Annotated in this window: 20 protein-coding genes; 11 read left to right on the top strand and 9 right to left on the bottom strand. The window is 37.5% G+C overall.

What is annotated here, in order from left to right:
• The first annotated feature begins 9 nt into the window (after window positions 1-9).
• The 4 genes from IPP64_01795 to IPP64_01780 all read left to right on the top strand — a co-directional run bounded on the left by IPP64_01795 (window position 10) and on the right by IPP64_01780 (window position 2,534).
• Entirely contained in the window at window positions 10-921 is a 912-nt protein-coding gene (locus tag IPP64_01795) for an Omp28-related outer membrane protein (GenBank protein ID MBL0328167.1), read from the top strand.
• Between the two features lie 72 nt (window positions 922-993).
• A complete protein-coding gene (locus tag IPP64_01790; protein ID MBL0328166.1) occupies window positions 994-1,614 on the top strand; it encodes a PorT family protein in 621 nt (206 codons plus the stop codon).
• On the top strand, window positions 1,598-2,173 hold the full coding sequence (locus IPP64_01785; GenBank protein MBL0328165.1) for a UbiX family flavin prenyltransferase: 576 nt from the start codon (window positions 1,598-1,600) through the stop codon (window positions 2,171-2,173). Before IPP64_01790 ends, IPP64_01785 begins: the two co-directional genes overlap by 17 nt.
• A 166-nt stretch (window positions 2,174-2,339) precedes the next feature.
• Entirely contained in the window at window positions 2,340-2,534 is a 195-nt protein-coding gene (locus tag IPP64_01780; GenBank protein ID MBL0328164.1) for a hypothetical protein, read from the top strand.
• Here IPP64_01780 and queG read toward each other — a convergent pair.
• From queG to IPP64_01765, 3 genes are read right to left on the bottom strand one after another with little or no spacing between them, the layout of a single operon-like run.
• Window positions 2,524-3,447: a tRNA epoxyqueuosine(34) reductase QueG gene (gene queG, locus IPP64_01775; GenBank protein ID MBL0328163.1), complete on the bottom strand. Its 924-nt coding sequence runs from the start codon at window positions 3,445-3,447 to the stop codon at window positions 2,524-2,526. The two genes, IPP64_01780 and queG, sit on opposite strands and share 11 nt — an antisense overlap.
• 11 nt (window positions 3,448-3,458) lie before the next feature.
• Complete coding sequence (gene ruvB / locus IPP64_01770; protein MBL0328162.1) at window positions 3,459-4,490, bottom strand: Holliday junction branch migration DNA helicase RuvB; 1,032 nt, start codon at window positions 4,488-4,490, stop codon at window positions 3,459-3,461.
• Between the two features lie 48 nt (window positions 4,491-4,538).
• Window positions 4,539-5,456 (bottom strand): hypothetical protein, encoded by a 918-nt coding sequence (locus tag IPP64_01765; protein MBL0328161.1) that lies wholly within the window; start codon window positions 5,454-5,456, stop codon window positions 4,539-4,541.
• A gap of 66 nt (window positions 5,457-5,522) precedes the next feature.
• On the opposite strand from IPP64_01765, the gene IPP64_01760 reads away from it, so the two are divergent.
• The 3 genes from IPP64_01760 (at window position 5,523) to IPP64_01750 (ending at window position 8,548) form a co-directional block, all read left to right on the top strand.
• Window positions 5,523-6,206, top strand: coding sequence for a ComF family protein (locus IPP64_01760; GenBank protein ID MBL0328160.1), 684 nt, complete (start codon window positions 5,523-5,525; stop codon window positions 6,204-6,206).
• 103 nt (window positions 6,207-6,309) lie between these two features.
• On the top strand, window positions 6,310-6,795 hold the full coding sequence (locus tag IPP64_01755) for a GAF domain-containing protein (protein MBL0328159.1): 486 nt from the start codon (window positions 6,310-6,312) through the stop codon (window positions 6,793-6,795).
• Window positions 6,796-6,871: 76 nt separating this feature from the next.
• Entirely contained in the window at window positions 6,872-8,548 is a 1,677-nt protein-coding gene (locus IPP64_01750; protein ID MBL0328158.1) for an Ig-like domain-containing protein, read from the top strand.
• Between the two features lie 113 nt (window positions 8,549-8,661).
• On the opposite strand, the gene IPP64_01745 is transcribed toward IPP64_01750, so the two are convergent.
• On the bottom strand, window positions 8,662-9,444 hold the full coding sequence (locus IPP64_01745; GenBank protein ID MBL0328157.1) for an amidohydrolase: 783 nt from the start codon (window positions 9,442-9,444) through the stop codon (window positions 8,662-8,664).
• 137 nt (window positions 9,445-9,581) lie between these two features.
• A complete protein-coding gene (locus IPP64_01740) occupies window positions 9,582-10,736 on the bottom strand; it encodes a methionine aminotransferase (protein MBL0328156.1) in 1,155 nt (384 codons plus the stop codon).
• Window positions 10,737-10,848: 112 nt separating this feature from the next.
• Between IPP64_01740 and IPP64_01735 the strand changes: the two genes are divergently transcribed.
• The 3 genes from IPP64_01735 to IPP64_01725 all read left to right on the top strand — a co-directional run bounded on the left by IPP64_01735 (window position 10,849) and on the right by IPP64_01725 (window position 12,643).
• Window positions 10,849-11,355, top strand: coding sequence for an FKBP-type peptidyl-prolyl cis-trans isomerase (locus tag IPP64_01735; protein ID MBL0328155.1), 507 nt, complete (start codon window positions 10,849-10,851; stop codon window positions 11,353-11,355).
• Between the two features lie 62 nt (window positions 11,356-11,417).
• On the top strand, window positions 11,418-11,828 hold the full coding sequence (locus IPP64_01730; GenBank protein ID MBL0328154.1) for a GNAT family N-acetyltransferase: 411 nt from the start codon (window positions 11,418-11,420) through the stop codon (window positions 11,826-11,828).
• 260 nt (window positions 11,829-12,088) lie between these two features.
• Window positions 12,089-12,643, top strand: a complete 555-nt coding sequence (locus tag IPP64_01725) for a hypothetical protein (GenBank protein MBL0328153.1) — start codon at window positions 12,089-12,091, stop codon at window positions 12,641-12,643.
• Here the strand turns inward: IPP64_01725 and IPP64_01720 are convergent.
• The gene (locus IPP64_01720; GenBank protein ID MBL0328152.1) at window positions 12,640-13,632 is read right to left on the bottom strand and encodes a CHAT domain-containing protein; all 993 of its coding nucleotides are present in this window, start codon (window positions 13,630-13,632) and stop codon (window positions 12,640-12,642) included. The two genes, IPP64_01725 and IPP64_01720, sit on opposite strands and share 4 nt — an antisense overlap.
• On the bottom strand, window positions 13,626-15,473 hold the full coding sequence (locus IPP64_01715; protein ID MBL0328151.1) for a tetratricopeptide repeat protein: 1,848 nt from the start codon (window positions 15,471-15,473) through the stop codon (window positions 13,626-13,628). The genes IPP64_01720 and IPP64_01715 overlap by 7 nt, the downstream gene beginning before the upstream one ends.
• 181 nt (window positions 15,474-15,654) lie before the next feature.
• Between IPP64_01715 and IPP64_01710 the strand changes: the two genes are divergently transcribed.
• Window positions 15,655-16,413, top strand: a complete 759-nt coding sequence (locus tag IPP64_01710; GenBank protein MBL0328150.1) for a HEAT repeat domain-containing protein — start codon at window positions 15,655-15,657, stop codon at window positions 16,411-16,413.
• Between the two features lie 103 nt (window positions 16,414-16,516).
• On the opposite strand, the gene IPP64_01705 is transcribed toward IPP64_01710, so the two are convergent.
• On the bottom strand, window positions 16,517-17,128 hold the full coding sequence (locus tag IPP64_01705) for a polysaccharide deacetylase family protein (GenBank protein ID MBL0328149.1): 612 nt from the start codon (window positions 17,126-17,128) through the stop codon (window positions 16,517-16,519).
• 165 nt (window positions 17,129-17,293) lie between these two features.
• Window positions 17,294-20,437, bottom strand: coding sequence for a DUF2723 domain-containing protein (locus tag IPP64_01700; protein MBL0328148.1), 3,144 nt, complete (start codon window positions 20,435-20,437; stop codon window positions 17,294-17,296).
• Window positions 20,438-20,710: the final 273 nt, after the last annotated feature.

Genomic DNA, 20,710 nt, shown 5'->3' with positions numbered 1-20,710 from the left:
ATTTTGACCATGAAGAAGTTTTTAATTTTATCGTTTGTGTCTTCCATCTTTTTCACTTCTTGTGATTTTGTAGAAAACCCTTACCCGGATACAAATGCAAACTTAGGGGATACCGCATCTTGTCCAACACCAACATTCCCAACAGTTACCACGCACATCAAAAAAATATTGATTGAAGATTTTACCGGCCACACGTGCGGAAACTGCCCGCGTGCCGCTAAAGAATTGCATGAAATTGATTCGATGTATGCCGGACAAATTGTAGGTTTGGGAATTCATGTTGGAAGTTTTGCTGTGCCTGCTCCAGGGTATGCTGGTTCTCCTTCAACTGCATTTACACAAGACTATCGAACAGATGTAGGTGATGCCTATGATGCTACATTCGGTGCATCTGATTTTGGATTACCACAAGGGATGTTCAACAGAAAAGAATTTGATGCAACATCCTTATCCCATTTAAAGTTTTTTCCGGGCTGGAAACCTTATGTTGCCGGCATCATTGGTGAACCGTCTGTTGTAGACTTACAAATAGCTGTTGACTATGATTTAGCTACCCGAAAAATTTGTTGTTCTATAAAAGATTCTTTCTTAACCACAATGAGTGATACATTAAGAATGGTTGTATTATTATCACAAGATAGTATTGTTAGTTATCAGGATAGTGTTGGAAACATTAAACCATTTTATGTTCACCGTCACATGCTACGCGATGCAATTACTCCATCCGGTGCGTGGGGTGAGCCGTTGGCAACTGGTAGCATTCCAGTAGGAACAACGCACATTAAAAAGTTTGCATATACTATTCCTGCTGCCTATAAAGGTGTTGTTTGTGATGAGCATCACTGTCATCTAATTGCATATATCTATCGTGTGAGTACCAAAGAAATTATTCAAGTGGAGGAAGTCAAGCTCCTCCCTTAAAATTAGCTGCCATTTCTCAAACGCCCATACATCAATTGTGTGGGCGTTTGTATTTTAATTAACTTTGTTACAATGAAGAATGCAGTCATAATCACACTATTTATTTGTGCTTTCACTTGTACAGCAAAAGCGCAAACGCGTTTTAAACCGGGTTTAAAAGCGGGAATTGCCACCAGTCAGGTGGAGGGAGATACCTATGGAGGATTTGATAAATTTGGTTTTGATGGTGGGGTAACGTTAAATGGAAAACTCAGTGAAAAATGGCGTGCACAATTCGAAATCTTGTTTGTGCAAAAAGGGAGCAAACATATTGGCGATGGCAGCAAAGGCGATTATAGTTTTTATTTGATGAGACTAAACTATGTGGAAGTTCCTTTGTTATTACAGTATCAGCTAAAGAAATTCACATTTGAAATCGGGCCGGGAATTGGTTATTTAATCAATGCAAAAGAATACGATGCAGTTGGAGAAATTTACAATCCGATTCCGTTTTATAAAACAGAAGTAAGTGCAAGCATTGGAATCAATTATCAGATTTATAAAAAATTAGGAATCAACTGGCGATTTACAAATTCAATGCTACCCATTCGCAAATACGCTTCCGGAGCGAGTTTTTGGTTTAATCCCGGACAAAGAAACAACGTATTAGCGTTTACTTTAACTTATCGATTTGGAGATGCAGAACAACCCTAAACATAAAATAGTAGTAGCCATTACAGGTGCAAGCGGTTCCATTTATGCGAAAGTGTTGTTGCAAAAATTACAAGCACTGCATGAACAAATTGAAACTGTTGGCATTGTGATGAGCGACAATGCAAAAGATGTGTGGAAGTTCGAATTGGGAAATTCCGATTATGAAAAACTCCCGTTTACCATTTATAACAAATCAGATTTTTTTGCGCCTTTTGCATCCGGCTCAGCAAAATATAACACGATGATTATTTGCCCTTGTTCGATGGGAACCCTTGCACGCATCGCTAGTGGCATCTCCAACGATTTAACATCACGTGCTGCTGATGTAGTTTTAAAAGAGCGCAGAAAATTAATATTGGTAACACGTGATACACCTCTGAGTTTGATTCATATCAACAATATGAAAACCATTACCGAAGCCGGAGGAATTATTTGTCCGGCCAGCCCCTCTTTCTACAGCAATCCCCAAAGCTTCGAAGAGCTTGCCGCTACTGTAATTGATCGCGTGATTGATTTAGCTGGACTGGAACAACAATCGTTTCGCTGGAGCGAGAAATAATAATTCTTGTCAACCTAGGTGAAGCAGAAGGCTTTACCATTTTTTAACAAAAATTTCATCAAAAATTCCTTTTTAAAAAAGTAACTTTGTCCTTGACTTTTCGTTTTAAATGAAGTAATTTAGTTCTAGTCAATAATAAGAGTGGTAAACCCTTAATACAAAGAGTATGTTTGAATTAAGTAAGAATATATTAGAAAAAGTGAGTTTTGATAAAGCACTTTTTCGCAAAGAGTTAATGAAAGCCGTAAAATGGCTAAAACCTGAGGAGAAAGCATTATTGATGATTTGGTGCTTAACTACATTCGGACATCAATATAAAGATGTGATTAACGAAGTGTATAAATCGGTTGTTAAGTCTTAAGAAACTCCATATTCCTTTTTAGTCCCGCAAACTTGGTTCGCTTTACTGCTGAATCCTTAAACACGCGCCTGAAGGTTTCTTCGGTGAGCTCTTCCCAATCTTGCCTTTTCATTCCTAAAAGTTCAGCATTTGCTTTGAAATGGGGTTCTGCATGTGGTTTTGAAAAACTGTTCCATGGACAAACATCCTGGCAGATGTCGCAGCCGAACATCCAGTTATTAAATTTTCCCTTTACTTCATTCGGAATGTTCTCTTTTAACTCTATCGTAAAATACGAAATGCATTTGCTGCCATCTACTACATAAGGTGCAACAATCGCATCCGTAGGACAAGCATCAATGCATTTGGTACAAGTTCCGCAATAATCTTTTATTGCTCCATCATATTCTAAATCCAAATCCACAATGAGTTCGGCAATAAAATAAAACGAACCGCTAGATTTATTGATGAGATTACTGTTTTTTCCAATCCAACCCAAGCCACTTTTTTTTGCCCATGCTTTGTCTAAAACAGGCGCTGAATCAACAAAAGCACGACCATCTACTTCTCCGATGTTTTCTTTAATAAATTCCAACAGCTCATTTAATTTTTCTTTGATGACTAAATGATAATCTTTTCCGTACGCATATTTGCTGATTTTTGGAGCTGCATCGTCAACTTGTTTTTCGGAAGGATAATAATTCAACAAAAGTGAAATCACTGCTTTGGCTCCAGGAACAAGCAATCGAGGATCTAAGCGCTTGTCAAAATAATTTTGCATGTAACTCATTTGTCCATGCATATTCTTATTCAACCAGTTTTCTAATCTTGGTGCTTCTTCTGCTAAAAAATCTGCTTTGGAAATGCCCACATAATCGAAACCGAGACGTTTGGCTTCTGCTTTAATGAGGGCAGTATGTTTGGAGGAGTTCATTGATGAATGAACTATTTCGTGTCAAATAAACTTCCTTTAAATCCACGAGGGATTTTACCAAGGTGTTTGTAAGCTTGATCTGTAGCTTCTCTTCCACGTGGTGTACGAACAAGATAACCTTCCTGGATTAAAAAAGGTTCATAAACTTCTTCAATGGTTCCTGCTTCTTCTCCAACAGCTGTAGAAATGGTTGTTAAACCAACAGGTCCGCCTTTAAATTTTTCAATTAACGTTGAAAGAATACGAATATCCATTTCATCCAACCCATTCTTATCTACGTTTAGTGCGGACAGTCCGATGTGTGCGATTTCAATATCGATTGAACCGTTTCCCTTTATCTGAGCAAAATCCCTGATGCGTCTCAACAAAGCATTCGCAATACGAGGTGTACCGCGACTTCTTCGAGAAATTTCATTGGCTGCATCTTCGGTGATGGGAACATTTAAAATTCCAGCTGCACGAATAATAATTTTTTTCAGCAACTTGGAATCATAATAATTCAATCTAGAATTGATTCCAAAACGAGCACGTAACGGGGCTGTAAGTAAACCACTTCGTGTAGTAGCACCAACCAATGTAAACGGATTTAATTTGATTTGAACACTACGCGCATTCGGACCGCTATCAATCATGATATCGATTTTATAATCTTCCATTGCAGAATAGAGGTACTCTTCCACAATCGGACTTAACCGATGAATTTCATCAATAAACAATACATCATTTTCTTCGAGGTTGGTTAACAAACCGGCTAAATCGCCCGGTTTATCAAGTACAGGGCCGGAAGTGATTTTTATATTCACCCCAAGTTCAGAGGCAACAATGTTTGCTAAGGTTGTTTTTCCTAATCCCGGAGGGCCATGAAGAAGTATATGATCCAAAGCTTCACTACGCTGTTTGGCCGCTTGCACAAATATTTTCAGGTTTTCAACCACTTCATGCTGACCAGTAAAATCATCAAACTCGGCCGGACGCAAAACTTTTTCGAACTCCTTTTCGGAAGAACTTAAGTTTTCACTATCTGGGTTGATGTTTGGATTCATATAATTTCTACTCCCTCTCCTTTTTCAAGGAGAGGGTTGGGGTGAGGTTTATTTCAACATAATGCTGGTTTGTCCAACAATAACATCATCACAAATGATATCAATTAAATACTTTCCAGGGATAAATCCACTTGGGCTTGGACATAATACATCAACCGCAACATCTTCATTGGTATAATTGATATCCTGTTTTGCCGCATAGTATCCTTTAGAACCATTAAATTTCACCATGTTTCCTTCGTCAGCTGATTTAGTAACTTCTTTCCCATCTGGTGACATGATGCGCACATAAACCGGTTTTACGCCTTTCTTTGCAATTTTATTTTCTCCGATTACAAACGAAACTTTAATGCGTTCAACACGAGAAGCTTTGGTTGTTTCCACTTCTTTTTTTCCCCCAGATTTAAACTTCACACCTTTAACAGTTGGGTTTTCCGCTTTTAAAATGGAACCAAGGTTTACAGTACTTTGCAACGATTCTTTTTCTTTTGTAAGTTGAGTCGTTACGCCTTTTTCAGCGGTAAGATCAGCTGTTACTTTATCTTTTTCTGCAATAATAACTTTGTTGTAGGTGTTCAAAGAATCAATTTGTACCACAAAATGTTTCATGATGGAACGCAAGGTCTCTGTTTCTTTTCTCAATTTAGAAATGATGTATGCATCACCTTTGTGTTTTTCTGCTTGAATAATTAATTCTGCAATTTCCGCTCTCTTTGCTTCTAATTCAGCTTGTACAGCTTTATCAGATGACTCCAACTTGGAATACTCATCTTGTAATTGCAACAAATCGTTTTTCACATTATCACGTTCAACAATCACTTCTTGTTTCTCAACAACAACGGTATTGGCTCTGTTTCTTTCTTTCCACCAAAGGAATCCGAATATACCATTACCGCCTAATAACAGCAATAACAGAATCCATAAAATTTTATTATTTGATTTTTTTTCTTCTTTATTGGTTTCCATATTTGAGGATTGTTTATTTTCGATATACAAAAGTAATAATTTTTAGCCTTTATTTCACAAAATCTTATGCTGAACGACTTTATTTCACTGATATTCCCACAAGTTTGCGCATCCTGCGGAAACAGTCTGTATAAGAACGAACAAACCCTATGTACTTATTGTGTTTATCATTTGCCAAAAACCAATTTTCACCTGAACAATGACAATCCGGTTGCTAAAATTTTCTGGGGAAGAGTGGATATCCAATCTGCCGCAGCATTTTATGGTTTCAACAAAGGTGGAAGGGTACAACACATTATTCACCAGTTGAAATACAAAGGGCGAAAAGAAGTCGGGTTTGCAGTTGGGAAGCTCTACGGTTATGAGTTAAAAATGTGTGATTCGTTTAAAACGGTGGATACCATTATTCCCGTTCCACTTCATTCTAAGAAAATTAAAAAAAGAGGGTACAACCAAAGTGAAGCGTTTGCCGAAGGATTGTCTGTCAGTATGGGCGTTCCTGCCAATGTGAAAACATTGTTCCGTGCCTATGAATCAGAAACGCAAACCAAAAAATCGCGTTTCAGTCGCTGGCAAAATGTAGAGTCGATTTTTCAATTAAAAGATATCAAATCACTGGAAGGGAAACATGTTTTATTGGTTGATGATGTGGTGACAACAGGCGCTACATTAGAAGCATGCGCACAAACCTTACAACAGATTCCCGGCATTAAGATTAGTGTGGCAACGATTGCATACGCAAGCAATTAGATCTCATCCCTAACCCCTCTAAAAAGGAGAGGGGAATAGCTACGCAATAGAAATATTACTCAAAATCATTTTCTTATCTTTGCAACCATAAGTAAAATCAACAATGGCTGAATCACTTTCTGTTTCGGGTACTACAAAAAAAGAGAAGTATGAATCACTTCTCCCTCAAATCAATGCTCTGGTTGAAGGAGAAACCGATTTTATTGCTAACCTGTCGAATATCATGTCTGCATTAAAATTTGGGATGGACTTTTTTTGGGTCGGCATTTACTTTGTGAAAGACAATGAACTTGTACTTGGACCGTTTCAAGGTCCGGTTGCTTGTACGCGAATTGGTTTAGGCAAAGGTGTTTGTGGAGCGGCTTGGAAAGAAAAAAGAACAATTGTAGTAGAAGATGTAGACCAATTTCCCGGACATATTGCTTGCAGTAGTTTATCGAAATCAGAAATTGTTTTACCTGCTTTTGATAAAAGTGGAACAGTAACGCTGATACTGGATATTGATAGCGAGCATTTGGCAACATTTGATGAAACCGATAGATTATATTTGGAACAATTAATGAGATTGATAGAGAACCTCAAGCAATAATATGTTGAATAAAAAAACAATAAAAAATTTCTTTGCTTCCTCAGCATCATTCCCTGCGGTAAAATTTTTCCTTTTCGTGCTCTTGCTTTCATCCTGCGCTCAGGTGGTTGCTCCCGGAGGTGGACCAAAAGATAACGTTCCACCCAAAGCGCTGAAATTTGTTCCCGACAGTGCACAATTGAACTTCAACTCTAAAAACATTGCTATTGAATTTAATGAATTTGTTACGTTAAAGGATTTAAACAATCAATTGCTTATTTCTCCACCTTTGGCTAAAACACCCGATGTCACAGTCAAAAACAAAACGTTAACCATTGAATTGGATAAGGCAGAAGTATTAAAACCAAATACCACCTATTGCATCAGTTTCGGAAATGCACTTCAGGATTTAAATGAAAACAATCCGCTTGAAAACTTTCAATACATTTTTTCTACCGGGACATTTATTGATTCGTTAAAACTAAAAGGGAAAGTACAAAACGCATTTAATCAATCAACCGAAAAAGGCTTACTCGTGATGCTGTACAGCGATTTAACAGATAGTGTTGTGTATAAATCACAACCCGATTATTTTGCAAAAACGGATAAAGAGGGAGCCTTTCAAATCAATAATATTAAAGCAGGAAAGTATAAGTTGGTAACGATAAAAGATGCAAACAACAATTACAAATACGATGGAGAGTCGGAAAGCATTGGTTTTGTAGATGCTCCAATAGATGTATCGGAGAAACAAAACATCTTGATTGATTTGTTTCAAGAACCATCAAAAAAAACATTCTTAAAAAAATACATTCATGATTCGTACGGAAAAGTCAGTTTGTATTTCAACCAAGGATCCGATAGTTTAAGAGTACAGCCGTTAAACAACGACCAGAAAGGGGTACAGGAGTATTTAGAGTTTTCTAAAAACAACGACACGTTAACGTATTGGATTAAAAACGTCCAAAAAGACTCGTTGATTTTACAAGTCAGCAATGGGAATAAAGTATTGGATACCCTTTCCATAAAATTTATCAAACGGGAAGATGCGGAAAAATCGAAAAAAAATCCGTTGAAATTGAAATTGGTGAGCAGTCCGGATGGGAATGAGAGTTTTGATTTAAACAGTAGCATTGCACTGAAATTTTCCAACCTCATTTCTACAAAAGAAAATGCTCAAAATGTTATTTTCAGAGAAGATACACTCACGTATAAATCCAAATGGTATCTAGGATTTTCAGGCTATAACGATGATCTGGTAAAAATTGGATATTGGGACTCTATAAGTAATGTAGCTGAAGATGCAAATAATCCTGGAACATATATTTGTTCTCCTGAATTTAAAAATTTCAGTCTGAAAGAAAACACCAACTACCATTTACTAATTCTGCCCGGCACTTTTACAGATTTTTTCGGGCTAACAAACGATTCCATAAAAATTAAATTTAAAACCCGTGAAGAAAAATATTATGGAAGTGTGAAGTTGAATTTAACGGTTCCACCAACGGATGGCATTTACATTGTGCATTTGATGGACGAAAGCGGGAATGTGATACGAGAAGAATTTGTGAGCAAATCGGTTGTATTGGATTATGGTTATTTATACCCAAGAAAGTATAAATTAAAAATCATTTATGATGACAATCGCAATCGTAAGTGGGATACAGGAAATTATCTAAAAAAGACTCAACCCGAAAAGGTCATTTATAATTCGGAGTTAATTAATATCCGTTCGAATTGGGATGCAGAGCTGGAATGGAAGATTACGGAATAACGGACAAAAACACACCCCTAACCCCTCTCTAGAGGGGAATAGATTCTACTCATCAACAAAATAATCTGTGAATCCCTATAGCTATCGGGACTGAGTAATCTGTGGTAAAAGCTTTAGTTAATTTCAAAATCATCCGCATCCAACATCACCGGAAAGGCTTTTCTAAACTCTACCAACTCTTGATAGCTTAAAGTGATTGTTTCAATTATTTCCTTTCCTGGCTCGATTTTGCTGATTGCTTCACCTTTAAAATTTAATGCAACCGAATCGCCTGAATGGTAAATAGCATTTCCGTCATTTCCTACCCTGTTCACTCCAATGGTATAACTTTGATTTTCGATGGCACGTGCTACCAGCAATGATTTCCAAGGATGTGCTCTTCTTTCCGGCCAGTTGGCAACATAAATCAAAACATCATACAAATTCTCTTTTGTGTTTCTTGCCCAAACCGGAAAACGTAAATCGTAGCAAATAAGCGGAGAAATTTTCCAACCTTTTAAATCAACGATTAGTTTTTTGTCTCCATGACCATAATGTTTATCTTCATCTCCCATTCTGAACAGGTGGCGTTTATCGTAGGTGCTAAAAGTGCCGTCAGCCTTCATCCACATCAATCGATTAAAATACATTCCATTCTCTTCACAAACAAAACTTCCAGTGATAACGCAGTTTTTTTCTTTTGCCTTTGTTTTCATCCACGCGATTGTTGCGCCTGTCATGGTTTCTGCAAACGCTTCCGGGCGCATTGTAAAGCCGGTTGTAAACATCTCTGGAAGTACTATCAAATCAGTTGCTTCAGAGATGGATGCAATTTTTTGAGAAAACTGTTCAAGATTTTTCTCTTTGTTTTCCCAATGTAAATCGGATTGTATGATGGTTATTTTTAGGTCGTTCATAGTGTTCGAGATTTTGCCACAGATTCACAGATTTGTCTATCAAAGAAAGAATTAAACGGATTTATTTAAAAAAATATTTTTGTAATTTCTTTACAAATAATTAAATCGGTGAATTTGTGGCTTCCTTTGTTGTAAAGCTAAATCATATTCAATATCTCAGCAGCTTTTGCTAATGTCTCTTCTTTCTTTGCAAAGCAGAAGCGCAACACATGATTATCAACTTGTTCATGATAAAATACCGAAATTGGAATGGATGCGATTCCAAATTCTTTTGTTAAACGGATAGCATACTCTGCATCCTTTTCTTTGCTTAAACCATTATAATTCAACAATTGAAAATACGTTCCGGCAGCGGGAATCAATTCAAATCGAGAACCTTTGATCGCATCAATAAAAAAATCACGTTTTTTCTGATAGAAATTTCCAAGCTCCAGATACTGTTCTTTTTGTTTTAAAAAATCGGTCAACGCATACTGAATGGGTGTATTGCAGGAAAACACCAAAAACTGATGCACCTTTCGGAATTCAGCCATTAAATTTTTAGGAGCTACACAATAACCAATTTTCCAGCCGGTGGTATGATAGGTTTTTCCAAATGAAGAAATGATAAAACTGCGTTCCGCCAAGATTGGGAAACGAGCAACACTTTGATGAAGTTGTTGATCGAAGATGATGTGTTCATATACTTCATCACTGATAATAATGATGTCTGTTCCTTGAACAATTTTTTGGAGCATCATCATATCAGCAACACTCATGATACTTCCGGTAGGATTATGAGGTGTATTAATGATAATCATTTTCGTATGATGATTAATCATCTTTTTTACACTTTCCCAATCAATCGTATAATCAGGAGCTTGAAGCTGCATATAAATGGTTTTCCCACCATTTAATTCAATAGCCGGTTGATAACAATCGTAAGCCGGTTCAAAAATAATGACCTCATCCCCTTCACGAATGATTGCTGAAATGGCAGTGTAAATGGCTTGTGTAGCTCCAGCAGTGATGGTAATTTCAGTATCAGGATCATATTTGGTGCCGTAAAGAGCTTCTGTTTTTTCTGCGAGTAGCTCCCGTAAGCCAATCAATCCGGGCATTGGCGCGTACTGATTGTGTCCGGCTTTCATGTATTTATTTACCAAAGCAATCAGTTCTTCGTTGCAGGCAAAATCAGGAAACCCTTGAGAAAGGTTGATAGCATTATGATCCACGGCCAACTTACTCATCACAGAAAAAATGGTGGTGCCTACGTTGGGGAGTTTGCTATTGATGAGGTTTGGATAATTCATACAAATCGTTTAAAGTCTAAAGTTAGAAAGTTCCAGCTTTATAGATAAGCGAAAATATACTATTTCCATAAAAAGTTTACCTTTGCGGACTTAATTTTTAAAAAACAACATCATGACGATTGAAAACAACGCTGTAGTTTCGGTAAACTACACTCTTCGTGTTAAAGCAACAGGCGAACAAGTAGAACAAACAAGTAAAGAACATCCTTTCGTATTTATATTCGGAACAGGCGGTTTATTAGAAGATTTCGAGAACAACTTACGTGGTAAAAAAGCGGGAGATGAATTTGATTTTTTTATTGAACATGCACGTGGATATGGAGTTCGTGACGAACAACATGTAGTAATGATTCCTATCGAAGCATTTTTAGGTGAAGATGGAAAATTTGACGAAGAAAATGTAAAAGTTGGAATTACTCTTCCAATGGTTGATAATGAAGGAAACCGTTTATATGGTAAAGTAATGGAAATTACTGCTGAGCATGTAAAAATGGATTTCAATCATCCGTTAGCAGGAACAGATTTGCACTTCAAAGGTGAAGTATTGGAAATCCGTCCGGCTACTGAAGATGAGTTGGCACATGGCCACGTTCATGGTCCACACGGTCACCACCACTAATAAAAAAATATGCAGTAAGCAGTTGACAGTTGTGTCAATTGTTTACTGTTTTAATATACTTCATGACGTTCAGAACTCCATCCGAACAAGAATTTACTCAAATTCGAAACTACATTCAACAGTTCGAGCTGGACAACCGCAATCTAAAACAAGAGGAATTTATTGCTGCTTTCCGAGAAAATGAACTTGTTGGCTTTGGTCGCTTGCGAAACCATGGCGATTGTTTTGAACTTTGCTCCTTAGGTGTTGTTACTAATCATCGCAGACAAGGCATCGGGAAAGCCATTGTCGCAGATTTAATTAAACGAAGCACTTCCGATATTTTCCTTGTTTGTATTATCCCCGATTTCTTTACTCCTTTTGGTTTTCAAATCGTGAACACCTATCCTTCCGCCATCCATGACAAACTCAACTATTGTACGAGCGAATTGGTCGTTCCTGAAATGTATGTTGCAATGCTTTTAGAGAAGTGACTAGCTTTTACAGAAGTGACTAAGTGACTAGGCGACTAAGTAACTAAGCGACTTTTCAATACTTTCCTACCCCAAAGTCTTTTTCGTGGCGCTATTGGCCTGCAATGGATTTAATGACAGTTTAGTAGACTTTAAACAACAGTTAAACACCATTTTAAAAACAGATAATAACTGAATTATAAACTTTAATGCGGTTTAATTGGATTTTATTAACAATTTTTCATAGTTTTGTCTAGTTATCAACAAAAAAACGGCTTCTTATGAAAAAACTTACTTCGGAAGAATACAACCAATTGCCCATTCGCGGGAAAGGTCGTAGCTCGCATGTTTTCAACTCCATTGTTAATTTACAAGTTGGAGAGGCTTTGTTAATAGAGAAAAGTGATTGGAAACGAAAAGCAAGTCCGAGTACCCTTGTTCGTTATATTGAAAAAAATCATGATATGCGCTTTACTTGTGGTTCTTTAGCCGGAGGGAGTGGCTGGGCAGTAAGACGAATAGATGGAATAAAAAAAGAAACTGCACAAAAAGAAACACCAACACCTACACCGACACCAGCACCGACAGCAAATAATACTCAAGATGCAGATCGTTTACAATTGAAATCAGATTTAGTGGTGTTTTATTTGGGTCGTATGGCTTTCCATAAAATCGAACGCATCGAAGATTCCATTAAAGCTTCGGTGGGGCATTTCTGGAAAAGCGACAGCACCATCATCAAAGAGCTTTTTGGAGAGATTATTAAAAGCTTGGAAGAACAAGGTCATATCGTGATAGAAAACGGCAAAACCTATATTCCGCTTCGCAGAAATTAATTTCCAATCAATACAAATGCACCCCAATAAAATGGTTCCTTGTATTTCACTTTAATTTGTTTCTGCGCTTTGATAAATGCATCTTGTTTATTTCCTGAAACTACATAGTTTTTGTAGAAATTTGTCATGAGTTCCATCGTGGCATCATCACTCACTTGCCATAAACTCATAATAATTGCTTTTGCACCGGCAACCTGAAATGCACGTTGTAAACCATACACCCCTTCACCGGCTTTGATATCGCCCAAACCTGTTTCGCAAGCGCTCAATACAACCAATTGTGTATTATCAAGCGACATGTTCATCGTTTCATACGCAGTTAAAACACCATTGTCTTTATTGGTTAAATCACTCGTGCCATCAAATACTTTTTCGCAATTCGCTAAAAGCAAACCGGAACGATGCAAAGGATTATTTTTCGCTTTCGATGTTTCGATACCAAGAACTTTTTCGTCTTCAATTGCATTCGTATTTGCCAAGAAGAATCCATGTGTGGCGATGTGTAAAACACCGGTCTGCGCCAACTTCACATTTGTTTCTGTTGCTTCATTCCCTTCAAAAATGGCAGTTTTATAGCCGCTGGATTTCATAATCGGATTGATGTTGTCAATTTCCTTTTTTGTTCCTGGCAATGCAGCAATAAAACCTTCTTCACCATAAAATGGATAACCCACCAATGTGGCGGTTTTAATCGCTACAGCTTGTTGACTCTTTTTCAATTGCAATACATCCTTGGAATTGGTCACCAAGACAAGGTTTTTGGAATCAATCAAATATTTTCCGGATGGATCTTTTAGTGTATTCAAACTAATCTGGTTATATGCACCATCCAATGAAACATAAATTGTTTTTTTGCCGACAATCGACTTATCAATTTGTTCCCAGAACTTAAGATACGAGTCGCCATCGGCTTTCATATTTTTAATATTCCCTCTGTACAGCTTAATATCATCTGACTCCAGCGCTACACCATTTTTATTGATTAACAAAACAGGTTGAGTTGCATTTGTGTCAACACCAACGTAGCATAATAGATTTCGTTTGTAAATACACCGTTAAACTTTTTAAATTCGATAATGTCTACAATTGCTTCCTCAGCAGTTAGCTGTTTCGCCAAATCCAAAAAGGATATTGATGATCCGGAATAACCTTCTTTAAAGGCATTTGACTGAGCAGACAATTTTTTCTCTAACGCATTGGTTTCTCCTTCTAACGAATCTAAATTAATTTTTTCTTCTGCTAATTCTTCTTTCGATAAGGTATACAAACGCGCCAATAATTCTTTTTGATCCAACCATTGGGTATACATGCCTTTTAGCTCATCGTTGCCTCCCGATAAAATTGCATTCTTTACTTTGTTGGTGGCGCTCAACAACAACGCTTTTGTTTTTAACTGATAATTGAACATTTGTCCGATTAACTCAGGATTAGTAGCACTTCCGTCCACAACAAAAGAGTTGAAGCGTTGTAATCGTGGAGAAATTTTATCCCAAAATTTCGCCTTTTCACTTTCACTCATCGGAGCAAAATACATATCGATGTAAGACATGGTCGCATCCATCACAATGGTATAATTTGTAGCCGCTTCTTTGATTTTTTGTTGTTGCCATTGCAAAATGGCTAAGTCTTCCAACGAACGAATGTAATCAGGATGTGTTTTGCCTAATAATTCACCACGCAATTTTTCTGCAGTGATTAACAAAGGTTCTGCTTCTGTTAACTTATTATTCATTCGGTAATAGTTACCTAAATCAACCATCGTAGCAACAGTTGCAGGATGTTTCTCTCCCAATTTTCTCTTATAAATATCTTGTGCTTCCTTCAACAAAGCTTCCACTTCCGTGGTTTTTCCCATTTGTAAGTATAACGATGCCAAGCCTCTTTTTAAGTAGGCGAAATCAGGGTGATTTTTTCCCAGTTTCTTTTCTTTCAATTTGATGGCATTCAAATAAATCGCTTCCGACTCGGTGAGTTTACCCATATCTTGATAAAGCAAAGCCAGATTGATGGTTAAGCGAATGTAATTGCTCGATGATTCCTTCAATTTTTCTTTTGTAATCACCAATACTTCATTCATTAATTTTTCAGCATCGGTATTTCGTCCTAACAGTTGCAGCAACATGGCTTTATTATTTAATGCAATTGCATACGGGACAGAAGTTTTTCCCAAAGCAGCACCATTATCTTCAATCGCCTTATTTATGAGCTCTTCCGACTCATTATACTTTCCTTCATCTTTTAATAAAACTGCTTTGTTGTTTTCAGAAGCTGCATAAGCAGCCGACTTTTCATCCAATTCTTTACGTAAGCTCAATGCCAAATCCGAAAACTTTTCTGCTTTGGTATATCTACCGGTTGTTTGATATAAGAGAGCCAAATTGCTTTGTGATAAAGCATAATCAGCCGTACGTGTTGCACCATTTTTTTCATAAATAAACATTGCTTGCTTAAAATTAAATTCCGCAGTACGAAATTTATTGGCAGCAAAAGCTAGTTCTCCGGAGTTATTGAAATTTTTTGCACGGTCAACAGTTAAATCCGTTTCGTCTTTGTTTGTTCCAATCTTATACCCTTCAATCAATGAGTTTTTAAGGCGATCTGATTTTTCCTTTGTTTCGAACAAACCGGCATTATCGCTGAACGAAATGGCATAATTGAAATTCGACTCATCGTATTCCTTTCTGGATTCATCCATTTTTTTCTCTCCGGCATCCTTTGTTTTTTGAATTGCATCTTTTTTGACTTTATCCAACGACCCTTTGAAGTCGATTTGAGAAATGGAAACAGAAGAAGAGGAAAGAGTAAGAATTAAAAAGAGTAGTTTTTTCATAATGTTTGGGGTCAAAAATTTCGATTCGAAGTTAGGAAAAAGGGCGATTCTGAGGTGCTTTTTATTGTTTAATCTATCGTGTTGACCTCACCCCTGCCCCTCTCCTTGAAAAAGGAGAGGGGTCGCGCTCCGAAATAAAAGTTAATAATTACATTTGATGGTATTTATTCCATCTCAACACATGGCCTTTTATGATTTGAATAAGTCTGAACGCATTGAATTGGTTGATAAAATTAATCAACAGATTTTATCGGAATTAAAAAGCGGGAAGCCCAAATTTATCCTGGACATTTTTTCAGATGAAGATACCTACATCCGAAAAACAGGTTATTTAGCGATTGGAAAAATTTACATCGCCAACCCATCCCTTCACCCTTCCATATTTAAGTTACTCGACAAACTTTTCAAACACGAAAACGAGAAGATTCGTCAAACTGTTATTAATGCTGCAGGAGAGATTGGAAAAAAAGATTTTCACCTCATCGAACCGTTGATGAAAGAAGGATTGATGGATGATCACCATTCAGTGCGTAATGCGGTGATTGGTTCAATAAAAAAGATGGGAGAAAAAAATCCAAAACCGGTGCTTGCATTTGCGAAGCAATTTTTGAATCATCCTGATAAAGAAATCCGCAGAGAAATTTGTCATGGTATTGAACTGCGCGGAAGAACCCATCCACAAGATATTCTGCCACTATTAAAAGAATTGCAACACGATAAAACAGCACGGGTTAGAAACACGTTGGTGCACGTAATCGGACAAATTGCTTACAAAAAAGGTTGTTTGGAAACCGTAGTTGAAGATTTAAAAACCTGGGAGAACAAAGAGTTGGTGAAAGCTGCTCTTGAAGAAATCATTGATGTGCATCATCGGTATCGGAATTTTTCTGTAAAAACACAGGAAGAAGCGATGGAGTATATTGAGAAGCATTATAAGTAACTAAGTGACTAGGTGACTAGGTAACTAAGTGGTGAGAGGTGGGTGATAGCGTGATTGTAGCGGAGCGTCATTGGGAGCGTACCTCGCAATAACGTTTTAAAATCTACTTCAGCACATCAAACACAAAACCGTTTTCTTTCGCAAATTTTATAAACTTTGGTAATGCGTATTCCATGTTATTCTGAGCTTTGTAACTATCGTGAAAAACAACAATGGAGCCATTTCTAACATGATCCGTAACATTTTTTAAGCATTGCACCTTGCTTGTGTTTTTATCATAATCGCCACTCAATACATCCCACATAATAACGGAGTATTGCTTTGAGATAAGTGCCAATTGTGATTTTTTTATTCTGCCATAGGGTGGACGAAATAATTTTGAATTCACCACCTCAGCGCACTTCACTACATTACGGAGATATTGATTGCCATGGGCATTCCAGCCATTCATGTGGTTGTAAGTATGATTCCCAACAGCATGTTTTTCAGCTAGAATACGTTGGTAAATGGATGGATTTTTTGAAACATTTTCTCCCACACAAAAAAAGGTTGCTTTGATTTCTTCCTTTTTTAAAACATCGAGTACCCAAGATGTAATATGCGGAACAGGCCCATCATCAAATGTTAAATAGATTTTTTTTTGTGTTGTAGGAACTCTCCAAATTGCTTTTGGATAAAGTTGACGAAGGAGATATGAAGGGCGGACGATGTACACGTATAGGTTCTAATTGAACTAATTTTAAGTTATATCATCATCCTTTTAATTAGCTTTTCAACCCCACCCCTCTCACCTCATCCGCCTCCGGCACCTTCTCCATATGGAGAAGGGAAGCGGAAGTAATTTTCTAGGAGAAGGCTGGTGCCTCGTGAGTATAATTCTTTACTGTGGTCGGCTTCTGTTAGAATTCGGCAAACTATAATCTTGCACCGCTTTCATATAACGTTCCTGGAAATCTTTTGCCAAGTCCATTTGTTTAAAGTAGCCTGCAAACGAAACCAATTGTTCCATAATGCCTTGTGCTTGTTTCAATTCACTTCCATAGCTAGGAATTTGATCTCTGTCTAATCCATAGATGTAATTGATGTTATTTTCATAATTGTCAAACAATTTTTTCGCCAAAGCATTTGCTTTGTCCATTGCACCTGCTTGGTAATATGCAAACACAACTGAGTAAAGTGTTCCGTCAATCGGACAGTTTTCAAATGGTGTTACTTCCAAACATTTGTCAAGTACTTTAATTGCTTTGTCTTTTTTACCTTCTTCCACCAATGCAGTTGCAAGTGTTCCGGCACGTTGACGGATGTTCAATACACAAGAGCTCAAGAATACATTATCCAAGAATGTTCCTTGTTTTTCCATTCCGCCCCATTTAAATTTATTCATGAAATTATCATACATAATTTCAGTAGCCACACGTGTTTCTTGTTGTGCTTCTTCATCGTTTTGTTTCACTGGAACTAAACGATACGCCAATCCTTCCAACTGTAAGTAAGGAGCAAGGTTTAAGTAAGAACTTGCAGGAGCAGTAGCAGCGAAGTAAACCGGGCGTTTCCAGTTATTGTGTGCCAACAAATCTAAAATCATTACATCATTTTTCTGAAGGTAACTTGCAGAAGATGTTCCCGGCACAGATGGTGACCAATCGATGCTTTTAACGATACGGTTTGCCAATGCTTTTGGCACCGTTCCGTTGTTGACAACGGTTGCGCTATCCACCGGAATACTCATGTTTTTAGTCGGGAAGAAATTGTACCAGGTATCTTTCGAAACTTGAACCGTATGATCCATGTCTTCGTTCTTGATAAATTCAATTAAATCTTTTACGTTGATGAATCCTTGAATTTGTTTTCCTTGGTAGTTACTGAACAATACAGCCTCACGTGTTCCTTGACGGTATTGGTATTTTGTAAATGAAAAAGGAACCGGATCAGAATCGTATGCTTTGTGAACCATTTGATCGATGTACCAATCAGTGTTTAGGAGTTCCAAACAAACAACACGCACATCGGTACGGATGCCTTCCACCTCTTGTGCATACCAGAGTGGGAATGTATCATTATCTCCATTGGTAAATAAAATTGCATTTGGTGCGCAGGAATTCAAATAGTTGGCTGCAAAATCTCTTGCAATGTATCTGTCAGAGCGATCATGATCATCCCACTCTTCTTTCGCCATAATGGTCGGAACGGCTAATAAGCACACAACCGTTGCAGCAATAGCGCTGGTTGTTTTGTTCATCCATTTTGCAAGGAAATCGAAAATAGCCAATACACCAATACCAATCCAGAAGGCAAAGGCATAGAAGGAAGCCGCATACGCGTAATCACGTTCACGTGGTTCCATTGGTTTTTGATTCAAATAAATTACGATGGCGATACCGGTGAAGAAAAACAACAATCCTACAACAGCAGCATTGCGTCTATCTTTTTTCACATGGTAATACAAACCAATCATCCCTAAAAGAAAAGGTAAACCGAATAAGATATTTCTTGCTTTATTATTATCTGCACCATCCGGTAAACCTTGTTGAGGCCCTAATCGCCATTCATCAATAGCAGAAATTCCGCTAATCCAGTTTCCTTCGGTAGCGTTACCATGCCCCTGAATATCGTTTTGACGGCCCACAAAATTCCACAAGAAATAACGGGAATACATTTGTCCGATTTGATATTTAAAGAAGAATTTTAAGTTTTCAGCAAACGTTGGAATTTCTTTAGAAACATTTTCACCGGTTTGCGGATCGCGAATGGTTTTGTGTTTAAAGTTTTTCGGGTTGGTCCATCTGCGGTAACCGGCAACGTGTTGCGGTTGGTCGCTCCACATACGTGGGAAGATGGTACAAAAATCTTTGTCGTATACGCGGATAGCACCTTTGCGGTGATCCCAAATTACATATTCCCCTTTTTTATCATCTCTCACATACACAGGATTTCCATCTTCATCGTCAACAGCAGGAGCAGAATAATATTGCCCGTACATAATTGGCCAAGTACCATATTGTTCACGGTTCAAATAAGACAATAAGTTAACCGCATTTTCAGGGTTGTTTTCATCCATTGGAGGATTTGCTTGAGAGCGAATCACCAACACTAAGAAAGAAGAGTAACCGATTAAGATAACGGTGAAACAAAGGATAACGGTATTTAAAATTGGTTTCACCTTTTGAGCAGTGTAACGCAATCCCCAAACAATACCACCGATTAATAAGACACCATAAATGATGGTACCGCTATTGAAGGGTAATCCCATTCCATTTACAGCCATCAATTCCGTTTTCGCAGCTAATTTTACAATCAATGGAATCACACCCGCTTGAATACCACCTAGAATAACGATGGAAATAATACCTGTTAAGATTAAGCTGTTACGGCTAATTTTTTGATTCTTTTTGAAGTAATAAATGAAGACGATAGCAGGAATGGCCACCAAGTTTAATAAATGGACACCAATCGATAAACCGATTAGGTAGGCAATAAGGATAATCCAACGATCAGCATGCGGATTGGTATCCACTTCGCGCTCCCATTTAAGGATACACCAGAAAACGATGGCCGTAAAGAAGCTGGACATCGCATATACCTCACCTTCAACAGCGGAGAACCAGAACGAATCACTGAATGTATAGGCCAACGCACCAACGATACCAGCTCCGAAAACCGCATACATATTAGCAGTTGTGAATGCTCCGTCTTTTTCAACAATTTTACGGGCAAGAGCTGTAATAGACCAGAATAAGAAAAGAATGGTGAAGGCACTGCACAAAGCCGACATGGCATTGATCATCATCCCCACTTTAGAGACATCACCAAAGGCGAATAAACTGAAAAAACGACCAATTAAAACGAATAAAGGCGCACCGGGAGGGTGACCCACTTCCAATTTATAAGCACAAGCAATATATTCCCCGCAATCCCAAAAAGAGGCGGTAGATTCCATTGTACTCAAATAGGTAAAGGAGGCGATTAAGAATACAAACCAACCGATTATATTATTAAGACGCTGATAATTAGTGATATTATTCATATTTTTTTCTTTATATAACGCTTGCGAAGATAATTAATAAAATGAACTGGGTAGCGATTTTAAGCCTAAAAATTGTTAAAGAAACAGCCACAGATTCACAGATTGGTTTGATTTATTATTTCGCTGAGGCCCAAATGCAGGAGATTCTTTGTTTTAACCATATTATACATTTATTACTGCATTCACGATGAGCAAAAAACAATCCTTCCATAAGCTTCATTTTTGACATAAAAATCTGTGTATCTGTGGCAAAGGTTGATTTTTGAGGACTAA

The organism is Bacteroidota bacterium, from assembly GCA_016722565.1.
Lineage (GTDB): Bacteria > Bacteroidota > Bacteroidia > 2-12-FULL-35-15 > 2-12-FULL-35-15 > 2-12-FULL-35-15.
This window is presented reverse-complemented; position numbering and strand designations above follow the sequence as displayed.